The 10353-nt window shown below is 42.9% G+C and carries 7 protein-coding genes; 4 read left to right on the plus strand and 3 right to left on the minus strand.

The window, feature by feature from the left end; genetic code table 11:
• The first annotated feature begins 58 nt into the window (after nt 1-58).
• Nucleotides 59-1387, plus strand: a complete 1329-nt coding sequence (locus PN466_RS10630) for a DUF6312 domain-containing protein (protein WP_271939498.1) — start codon at nt 59-61, stop codon at nt 1385-1387.
• Between the two features lie 225 nt (nt 1388-1612).
• On the opposite strand, the gene PN466_RS10635 is transcribed toward PN466_RS10630, so the two are convergent.
• Entirely contained in the window at nt 1613-2749 is a 1137-nt protein-coding gene (locus PN466_RS10635) for a glycosyltransferase family 4 protein (RefSeq protein ID WP_271939500.1), read from the minus strand.
• Between the two features lie 355 nt (nt 2750-3104).
• Between PN466_RS10635 and PN466_RS10640 the strand changes: the two genes are divergently transcribed.
• Both PN466_RS10640 and PN466_RS10645 read left to right on the plus strand, forming a co-directional pair.
• Complete coding sequence (locus PN466_RS10640) at nt 3105-3263, plus strand: hypothetical protein (RefSeq protein WP_271939503.1); 159 nt, start codon at nt 3105-3107, stop codon at nt 3261-3263.
• A 311-nt stretch (nt 3264-3574) separates the two neighbouring features.
• Nucleotides 3575-6022, plus strand: a complete 2448-nt coding sequence (locus PN466_RS10645; RefSeq protein WP_271939504.1) for a VIT domain-containing protein — start codon at nt 3575-3577, stop codon at nt 6020-6022.
• Nucleotides 6023-6418: 396 nt separating this feature from the next.
• On the opposite strand, the gene PN466_RS10650 is transcribed toward PN466_RS10645, so the two are convergent.
• Nucleotides 6419-7825, minus strand: coding sequence for a radical SAM/SPASM domain-containing protein (locus tag PN466_RS10650; RefSeq protein WP_271939506.1), 1407 nt, complete (start codon nt 7823-7825; stop codon nt 6419-6421).
• Nucleotides 7826-8232: 407 nt separating this feature from the next.
• Between PN466_RS10650 and PN466_RS10655 the strand changes: the two genes are divergently transcribed.
• Nucleotides 8233-9039 (plus strand): class I SAM-dependent methyltransferase, encoded by an 807-nt coding sequence (locus PN466_RS10655; protein ID WP_271939507.1) that lies wholly within the window; start codon nt 8233-8235, stop codon nt 9037-9039.
• A 516-nt stretch (nt 9040-9555) separates the two neighbouring features.
• Here PN466_RS10655 and PN466_RS10660 read toward each other — a convergent pair.
• A complete protein-coding gene (locus PN466_RS10660) occupies nt 9556-10125 on the minus strand; it encodes a Uma2 family endonuclease (protein WP_271939510.1) in 570 nt (189 codons plus the stop codon).
• Nucleotides 10126-10353: the final 228 nt, after the last annotated feature.

Here is a 10353-nt window from a genome sequence, read left to right on the forward strand (position 1 = left end):
GTAGCCTAGATTCCCCAAAACTACAGGGGTTAGTTGCTAATCATAAACTGGATTAATCATGCCTGAGAACCCTCCTCCAAACCCCGATCTGATTAACCGCCATCTAGAAAAGGCGATCGCTCTTCAGAGCCACCCCAGTGTCCCAACTGTAGATGAACAGATGAAGACCGATCCTCTTCTGGCTAATGGATTAGTGGCTCAAGGCGATGAGGATGAAAATGACGATATTCAGACCCATGATGAAATTCAACTCAATAAGAGTTATCACTTGTCTGGAGTCCGTTCCTTTCACAGAGTTGAACGTCGAAAAAAAGCCATCTCTTCAAAAAAGAAGAGTCCAGCATTAGTCCAAATAGTTCAAGATGTGGAGGAAGCGGTCTTAGCGTTTGATGGTAAAGATGATTATGTTGATTGTGGCATTGCAGAGTGCTTTAATTTAAGCGATACTCTCACCCTTGAAGTCTGGATCAAGCTCAGGGAAGTTAAATCCGGTACTCGATACTATATTGTCGGTCGAGGTTCGCGGCAGCATAATTATAGCTATGGATTGGTGTACCTGAAACTGAAGAGTCATCAAGAACAAATTCGATTTCTGTTTGCTAAAGCCCCAGTAATCTGGGAGCCTACGATTAATTTGAGCGATCGCAACTATCATCATCTAGCTTTAGTTGTTGACAATCAACAAGCCATCGTCTATATCGATGGAGAGTCCCAAGGTACTCAACCCCTCCCGGAACAAGTCCATCCGAATACAGAAGTTCCCTTGCAAATAGGGCGCTTATTTGGCCAAACTCGATTTCAGGGAGAAATGAGTGAAGTCCGTCTCTGGAATAAGGCACGGACCTCTAAAGAGATTGGTCACCATCGCTTCCAGCGTCTAGCTGGGGATGAACCGGGTTTAGTGGGATATTGGCCGCTCAATGACGGATCGGGAGAAATAGCCGGCGATCGCACCCTCCAGAGCAACTCAGGTCAAATTTATGGAGCCACCTGGCAATTTTCTCCCTCCAGTCAACTCCCCTTTATTCCCACTTCTGCACCTCAAACCAAACCCAAAAAATCTAAATCTAAAATTCAACGAAAAACGAAGATTAAAGTCCCCCAAGGCATAGACAAAATTGTTGTTTTACGCAGTAAAGACAAATTTGGTGGCAAACCCGATCTTATCTATGGAAAATCAACCAAAACTAAGGATAAAAAAAAGAAACGTAAAAAGCAATCTAAGTCTTTAAGACCGATAGAAAAGCTAGTCAGACGCTTAAGTAATAAACAACATAGAGCCACTAGGGAATATACTAAACGCCACAAACGATCTAACCGCAAGAAGAAAAACGGTTGGCTTCGGGATTGGTATAAAAATTGGGGAAAAGCGCTCTCCAAGATGTAGCGGTTTCATCCAACCGATAACAAAATAAGCATTCAGCGAGATTAACACTCAAACTTCTACCCATTTCCACTTTTCTCGGAATTATATAGCAGTGGAAGGCAGAGCTAGGACAGTTTCTATTGCTAGAGTGCTTATTGCCTCAAACAATAACCCAACCATCCTAACTTAATGAGTTCACTGCTATACCTTAATTCATAAAAGAGCTAATCGCTGCATACTGAGTCTCTAGCACTCTAGAATACTTAAAATATCTGAAGCTACGCGAGACCAACTATACTTTATCTCACTTAAGTGCCGGCCATTTCGTCCCATATCTTCTGCTAAATCGAGATTAGATAAAAGGGAGTTAATCGGTTGGGAAAATGCGGCTGGATTTTCATAGTCTGTAATCAGTAAACCGTTTTTCTCTGGAATAATGACTTCTGCATTTCCTCCGCGTACTGTAGTCAGAATACATAACCCAGTAGCCATGGCTTCATAATGAACACGAGCTAACGGTTCTTGCCACTGAGAAGCACAAACAAAAATATCACCTAATAGGAAATAATCTTGAACTCGATCGGGTGAAACAAAACCCGTTAAACGTACCGCATCTCCTAATTCCTGTGCTTGTTTCTTCAGAGTACGCACATATTCATTTTCTTCATTTTTTCCGTACCACTTACTGCCTACTAATAAGAGAATAGCAGAAGGATGCTGTTCCAGAACATCAGGAAAAGCACTTAGCAAAATATGGGGGCCTTTTTTATCCGTTAAACGTCCAACGTAAAGAACCACTTTTCGGTCTTCTAAATTCTGTTCAGCCAATAAGCTGGCTCGACGTTCTTGTACGCCCGATGCCCATCGAGGCTGGAATCGTTCTAGATCGACTCCCGCATAAACCGGTTGGAGTTTATGCTCATAACCTGGAAATAAATTAGCAATTCCATCAGCAATAAATTGGCTCACAGTAACCACACGATCAACCCGATCTAGACAGCGATGAGCTAGTTCAGGCGTAATTTTCTTAGCATGAAACATTTCATTGTGCATACTCAGAAGAAAACGACTGTTGGGTGCGGCATCAGCCACCATGGGTAAATATTTAGGTCGGTTATAGAAGATAACCCAATCAAAAGATTCTTGGGCTACAAAATTAGCGACTTCTTGATAATAAAAATCAGAGTCTCCTGGTGTTGCTCGCTGATACCGAATACCATTGTGAATTTCCTGATCTTGCAAATTCGGATCGCTGACTGAAAAAACGGTCACGTCATGTTCTTGACTTAAGTAAGGTAAAATGCCATCAATATAGGTTTGGATTGCACCCCCACGAACACAAGGTACAGGTAACTTTTCTGTACAAACCAATACAATTTTCATGATCTTGCCAAATACTACTGTTTATGATAAGAACTTGATTGAATTTAACATTCAATTAAGTCCCTATCTATGGGAAAAGTCAAAGTATAGAAACAAGCAAGGCAGAAAGGGTTTAACCCTGTGTGTTCTCAAGATTATCTTTGATACTTAAGATGGTACACTAAAATTACAATTCATGATCGCTAGCCCATAATTTTCGCCCATTGGCTATCTAAAATATGCGATTAATGCCCAACAAATCGGTGTAGTGGGTATTGGCTCTAGTTTTCAACAGCGATCGCAGCACGCACTCTATCAGACGTATTAATCTAAACCTCAATTTGTGTACTCCATCTATGGCTTTATGGTCTGGGATATGGATAGAGTGCAGATTTTGTCCCAATGTGTCCGAATGCAGCCAGAAGGCTATCCGAATGTTTTCTGTACCGGTATGGACTTCCAAGAACTTACTCAAAACCAAGTGGGCTATCCAAAAAGAAGTTTTGAAAACGACTCTGATAGTCTTGCCATTTAGACTCTAAACTACTCGAATCTGTCTGAGATAATTTGCGAGTACAGGAGTTGGGTTTAAAAATAATAGTTTCTTACGGGATTATCCTACCATTTCTGTACCGGAGTCAACCCGTTTTTTGTCCGAGTTTTATGACATGAAGATCAATCCAATCTGCTCCTTTATTTCCAAAGAAAATTGGAGTGTTACTAAAAGTGTAACCTAACTTCCGCTCCCGTGCAGTTATGCCATTCTGGGACATGGGAACGTGGGGACACACAGACTTGCCAGATGGACCTATTCCCTATTCACCATTACTCATTACCCCTATTCTTATGACTAAACTCACTTATTTTCTTCCCCTATCCTTACTCCTCACCGGATGTCTGCACAGTACTGCACAGATCTCCGTTTTTCCTCCTACTTCTCCTAATGCCATGATTCAAGCCGCTAACTCCATGGAAAACCCTGGTGATTTGACCTCCAACGGTCTCTGGGTGACTTCAGAAGACGGTCAAACGCAAGTTTTCCCCTTAAAAAACACTTCCGTCAATGCTACGGTTTCCGGCAATGTTTCTCAGGTGGAAGTCACCCAAACCTTTGAAAATCCGTTTGAAGATCCTCTGGAAGCGGTGTATGTGTTTCCCCTGCCAGATGAGGCGGCGGTGTATGATATGGAGATTAAGTTAGGCGATCGCATCATCAAGGGTAGCATTAAAAAGCGGGAAGAAGCCCAAGAAATCTACGAACAAGCGAGAGCAGAAGGACGCACTGCGGGACTGTTAGAGCAAGAGCGGGCGAATATTTTTACCCAATCTTTAGCTAATATTCGACCGGGGGAAAAAATTGAGGTTACCATTCGCTACACCGACTCCCTGACGTTTGAAGGGGGGGATTATGAGTTTGTCTTTCCCATGGTGGTGGGACCGCGCTATATTCCGGGTAACTCAATTCAAGGAACGGAAGATACGGACCAAGTGCCTGATGCTTCTCGAATTACGCCTCCGGTACTGAGACCGGGGAGGCGATCGGGTCATGATATCCAAGTTTCTGTTAACATTGATGCTGGCGTTCCTCTGAGTAATATTCGCTCCACGTCCCATAAAATATTAGTGCGAAAACAGCGCAATATCACTGAAATTCAACTCTCTCCAGAAGACCAAATTCCCAATAAAGATCTCGTGTTGCGCTATCAAGTGTCTGGACAAGAAACGCAAGCCACTCTGCTGACTCAAAAGGATCGAAATGGGGGACATTTCGCCGCCTATTTAATTCCTGCTTTAGACTATCAACCCAGGGAAATTATCCCCAAAGATGTCGTTTTTCTGATGGATACTTCCGGTTCCCAGTCCGGCGCACCGATTGCCCAATCCCAAGCGTTGATGCGAGAATTTATTCAGGGTTTAAATCCCAATGATACGTTTACGATTATCGATTTTTCTAATACAGCTCGCCAGTTGTCGGCATCTCCGCTAACGAATACCGCGCAAAATCGCCAAAAAGCGCTTTCCTATATTAACCAACTGAACGCCGAAGGGGGAACGGAGTTAATGAATGGCATCAATGCAGTGATGAACTTTCCTCCACCTCCGGAAGGACGGTTGCGGAGTGTCGTCTTACTCACCGATGGTTATATTGGCAACGACCAGGAAATTATTGCCGTAGTGCAAAAGAATCTGAAACGGGGAAATCGCTTGTATAGCTTTGGTGTGGGTAGTTCCACGAATCGATTTTTGTTAGATCGACTGGCAGAAGTGGGACGAGGAACCGTCCAAGTGGTCCGCCAGGATGAGAACATTGACCCAGTAGTGAAGAAGTTTTTCAGCCAAATTAATAACCCCGTTTTGGGCAATATTGAGGTGACGTGGAGCGGTGCAGGAGAGGCTCCAGAAATTTATCCCCTCGCGCCCCCGGATCTGTTTGCCAGTCAGCCGTTGGTGCTGTTCGGACGCAAGGCAGATAGCCAAAATGGGACGTTAACGATTCGGGGGGTTTCGGCAGGCGGAAAACATTACGAACAGGCGTTCCCGGTCAATTTTAGGGGGGATAGTGAGGCAATTTCCCAGCTCTGGGGTAGAGCCAAAATTAAGGATCTGATGACACGAATGTACGGTGGCGAAACCAAGTCCGGAGTTGATGCAGTAACGCAGACTGCCCTCGATTATCGCCTGTTGTCTGAATATACAGCATTTATCGCTGTGAGCGAGGAAGTGCGTGTTAACCCCGATGGTCAATCTGTGCGGGTGGACGTGCCGGTAGAGTTACCCGATGGTGTGAGTTATGAGGGTGTTTTTGGCACACCTGAGGAGGATCAAGCTGTTATGCAAAGTCCTGGTAGAGCCAGCAGAAGAGGAGGAGCGAGGGGAGGATTTGCGCCTCTGGCAAGGATTGCGGCTCCCCAACCTGAAACATCTGCGCTCCCACCTGCTCCTCCCATGAATGCGATGGACATGGAGGAAATGGAATTGACAGAGGAAAGTAAAGCAGAAAGCTTACCCAACCGCATTGAGGTGGTGAAGGCTGAGGGATTAAGTGAGGAGGCGATCGCCGCTTTAACCCAATATATTCAGTCTATCTCGCTTCCTGATGAGATTTCCGGGGATCTGACCGTAGAAATCTGGACGAATAATGGGCGTGTTCGTCGGGTGCTTCTGGATGAGGAGAATTCGACAATAGAAGACGAAGACGTTATTCGAGCGGTGCGATCGGTTTTACTCGGTTGGCCGGTTCCCAGTTCAGTTCAGGGTACAGTATCGATAACCTTGCGAATTAACGGGAATTAATACCATTTCTGTTGAAGGTTGCAACTCATCGATCCTTAAGAGGCAAGGGGCTGGTGGCCCCTTGTGACAGCACTTTTTTAGGCTATGATGTACACTATCAATCAGGAAGGCCTAATTATGAAAAATAGCGTAACTTCTTGTCACTGAATCTAGTGCTTCAGTATCAAACCACCCCATTGCAGGAAAGTTTTTGAGTAGCAAACTCTCTAACCACCCCATTGCAGGAAAGTTTTTGAGTAGCGAACTCTCTAACCACAGCATTGCAGGGAGAACTAATCATCTGGTTATTACTTAACGTTTGGGTTTGAGATTGTTGTTTGGGAAGATCGATGTATTTCATAAAGATACCATAATACTTCTGATTAAAACTGTACTACAGTATGTTTATAATGTCAATTAACACGAGTTGTTAACCCCAGCTTTCAAGCTACTGGGATCGGTAGCTGAAATTTCATCATTCCAATCCGTAGATCGAGAAACCATACCTTTTTCTTCTGCCATCCAAAATAACTTTTCGTGTAGCTTATATTTCCAAATTGGACAAGGAAGAGCAGCTTCTCCTTGCAGATTTTCAGGATTGAGATACTTTTGAGCGCAGGAACCAGAACAGGTAGGTAGGAGTTTACAATTCGTGCAAGTTTTTTCTTGAAATGGAGACCAGTTCAGCCATCGTTGATAATGGGGATCGTTAACTAAATTTTTCAAAGCAAAAATAGAGCCAACTTTGTGGTGGTTCTCCGAAACTGTTTCCAGACACTTATGTAAATCTCCGTTGGGAAGAATAACTAAATCATCGGCTTTCAGAGCAGTACAAATACCAGAGAACTGAGTGGGCTTAGGAATAACTGTTAGTTTCTTCTGATAGGCATAACGATAAAGTTCTACTTCCAAATCACCATAATCTTTTTTGCCCATGGTAGACCCACATACCTGATGGCATTCTTGAGTTCTAGATTCCACAGGTGCAAAATAGATATTTAAGTTATCGCATCCACTTAAATCCTCTGATACTAAGTCATCAATTAGAGCCATAATACTGGTTTTATTTCGAGCATCAATGTTGACGCGAATAGTAATCGATAGGGGAATTGTATCAACTACTTCTTTAATATTTTGGATGATTTTTTGAAAGGTGGGCTTCCCTCCCAAAAGATGACGTCGCCGATCGTGAAAGTCTTCAGAACCATCAAGGGTTATTTGAATTGACTTAACTTGCCGGATATATAAGTCTTGAGCAACTTTAGAATTCAAAAACCAACCATTAGTAATAATATCTGAATAATAAATAATATCTTCACGATTACAAATTTCTAAAAGTCGATCGGATAGGGATCTAATAATACCCGGCTCTAGTAAGGGTTCTCCACCAAACCAATGAACAGACAAGGCCTTGATTTTTGGGACTTTAGATTTTACAAAGTCCACAATTGCATCTTGTACTTCTGGAAACATTTTAACATGAGGTTTATCCGCTCCTTGGGTACAATAATCGCAACCAAAATTACAACTTACCGTTGGCAAAATTGTTAGACTCAATAAACCACTTGACTCTCTTTGGAGATTATATTCACGCTCAATCTCTCCTTTCTCATCAAACGAATCAGCAACAATGTAACCTCCTTTAACAAAATCTTGCAGTTTAGGATATTCAATATTTATAGATTCTTGAGTAGCTGATTTATAAATATTAATGTCCTTGTTATCCCACAACGAAAAGGCTTGAGTCCTAGTATTATAGGCAAGAGTACGCCCTTGGGTTAGAGGAATAAAAACATTATAATTAGATTGAGATGCGAAGTTCATAGCTGAATACTAAGTACAGGACAAAAGTAGTAATATTAAGAGGAGAGCGCCGCTTTAACTCAAGAAGACCATTTGGGTCAGTCCTCGATTAACCATTCGGTTTGAATCGGTTGAGGGATAATTACAACTGTATCGACCCGATGGGAGGCGATTTGAAACCTATGCGGAAATTAAGGCCCGAGCCAAGCTAGCTGAAACCCGAGCTGAACAAGAGCGAGAGCAGGCTGAGGGAATACGATAGCATTATTTATAGGTTAGCCAGCGAGATCGCCGGTAGCGTCTTACTGTTACTATTCGTAATAAAATTATATCTATCGCAAAAGATTGAAGACTAAGTTTAAGGAGTCTCTGATGGTAATTTCTGATATTTGAGCTTTAATTAATTAAATATCGGGAATGAGATTGATATGGACCCATACAAACAAGAAGTAGCCGATCTATTCGATCGCCGGAAAAACTATGACTCGGAAGACAAGTTAGTCCCGCAGCTTGCCCGTCGTCTGATCGAACAGGCAGGGATACAAAGGGGACAGAAAGTTTTGGATCTGGCCACGGGAACTGGTTTAGTTGCTATTGCCGCCGCCCAGCTAGTTGGCCCTGAAGGTCGGGTGGTGGGTGTAGACATTTCTCCTGGGATGCTAAACCAAGCTAAAAGCAAGATTGCCGCAGCAGGTCTTAGTAACATTGAAATGGCGATCGCCGATGTGGAACTCGTCGAGTTTGCAGACAACAGTTTTGACTGTATTCTCTGTGCTTCGTCCTTGCATTACCTAACTGATGTTCCGGCAGCTTTGCGCCGCTGGTATAATTTTTTGATGCCGGATGGAATGATGGGTTTGTGTGTTTTTGCAGAAACGGCTTGTGCCCCTGGTATCGTCGTGAGAAAAGTTGCCGAAAGGTACGGGGTTGTGCTGCCAAGTTGGCATGGGTTGACGGGAACGGAAGATAAGTGCTGTACTCTACTGCAGGGAGCTGGCTTTGAGAAGGTAGAAGTGAAAACCGAGCAACTCGGTAGTTATCTGAGTTTGAGTGACGGAAAAAGAAGGTGGGAGGAAGTGTACATGAAAAATCCGCTGTGCCGCCTCTTGCAGCAATTAGACTCGGAAAAGTTAGCACAAGCTAAGGCTGAATATTATACGGAACTAGAGGCTTTAGTCACAGACCAAGGAATTTGGAACGATAATCTCACTTTTTTTGCGTTCGGTCGCAAGTGAAGGTTGGAGATTATCCATTTAGTTGTTAACGTTTTTTCGAGATGTCCAGTGGATTTGTCCAGTCCGTCCACTGGACTATTTTTATGCTCACGATAATGTGGGTTTGCGTGAGTAAAAAATTAAAAAAATTAATTCAGTAAAATAGTGAGCAGATTTTAACAGTCAAGAAAGTTATCCTTGAACATCTTCAGCGTTTTGATCGACTTGAAGAAATTGATGTGGAATTACAGCATGAGTTAGGACTGAAGCCTTATTGAGGTTATAGTGCTTCGTGCGGTAATAGGTAATAGGTAATGGGAATACCGAGAATTTGCTCGTAGACTTCCCATTGGGGGAAAGGAGGAGAAACCCATTTGAAAAGTGTTTCGGTGGGAGACATGGCAATGAGGTTTAGGTTGGGGAGTTGTATTGTAATATCAAAGCCTTAAATGTTTGCATCAATCGATCTTTGAGGGGCAAGGAGCTGGGGGCCCCTTGTGAGCGTGCATGTATATAGGGAAATGATATAATAATGACTTACCATTGAAGATCGTCATATAAATCGGCTAAGGAGATCTCACAAGGTAGAGAAGTTAATTGTACTGAATCTTCTCTAGTTTTGTATTCAGAAAAGACCCATTGATTGGCTTGGGCTTTGTAATAATGCTCAACCTTGATTTGATATTGATCGATTAACAGATACTCTTGAAAACTGGGAATGCTGCGATAGGCGGCAAATTTTTCGTCTTTGTCATAATTTTTAGTCGATTGGGAGAGGACTTCAGCAATCATCAAGGGATTGGTTACGGTGTCCTTGCGCCCTTCTTGCAGTTGCACCGGACGAGAAATGACCATGACATCTGGGTAGGTGTATATTTTAAAGTCTGGAATCCACAATCGTTGATCGGCAATAAAAATACTATAGGGTTGACCTCTTAAGCTCACTCTCAAGAGAGCATTGAAAATACTCATCAATTCATTATGGTTGGGGGTTCCTCCAGTCATGGGAATGATTTCTCCACTACGATATTCATGGCGTTCTGAGGAGTTGATTTCTAGGTCTAAATAGGCTTCAGGAGTATGGAGTTTGGTTTGAGTTTGTGTCATTCTATCAAAATTTTGTTTGAGAAATAGAGGGATCTTGCTTTTAGTTTAGCGAGTTAGCAAGGGGTAAAAACTCAAATCGAGGTAAAATAGAGGTTATTTTCTTTATCTGCAGTAGCTTGGTTAAGATGAATCGCTTGCAATTTGAAGCCACTTTGGAAGGGTTAACGCCACGACGACGGCAGGTGTTAAAGTTGGTGTTAGCGGGAGTAGGCGATCGCGCGATCGCCC

This window comes from Roseofilum reptotaenium CS-1145, assembly GCF_028330985.1.
Taxonomy (GTDB): domain Bacteria; phylum Cyanobacteriota; class Cyanobacteriia; order Cyanobacteriales; family Desertifilaceae; genus Roseofilum; species Roseofilum reptotaenium.

Bases quoted from the DNA above. Each gene is read 5' to 3' on its own strand.
- PN466_RS10630 (WP_271939498.1), top strand. From the start codon at position 59: ATGCCTGAGAACCCTCCTCCAAACCCCGATCTGATTAACCGCCATCTA.
- PN466_RS10635 (WP_271939500.1), bottom strand. From the start codon at position 2,749: ATGAAAATTGTATTGGTTTGTACAGAAAAGTTACCTGTACCTTGTGTT.
- PN466_RS10640 (WP_271939503.1), top strand. From the start codon at position 3,105: ATGGATAGAGTGCAGATTTTGTCCCAATGTGTCCGAATGCAGCCAGAA.
- PN466_RS10645 (WP_271939504.1), top strand. From the start codon at position 3,575: ATGACTAAACTCACTTATTTTCTTCCCCTATCCTTACTCCTCACCGGA.
- PN466_RS10650 (WP_271939506.1), bottom strand. From the start codon at position 7,825: ATGAACTTCGCATCTCAATCTAATTATAATGTTTTTATTCCTCTAACC.
- PN466_RS10655 (WP_271939507.1), top strand. From the start codon at position 8,233: ATGGACCCATACAAACAAGAAGTAGCCGATCTATTCGATCGCCGGAAA.
- PN466_RS10660 (WP_271939510.1), bottom strand. From the start codon at position 10,125: ATGACACAAACTCAAACCAAACTCCATACTCCTGAAGCCTATTTAGAC.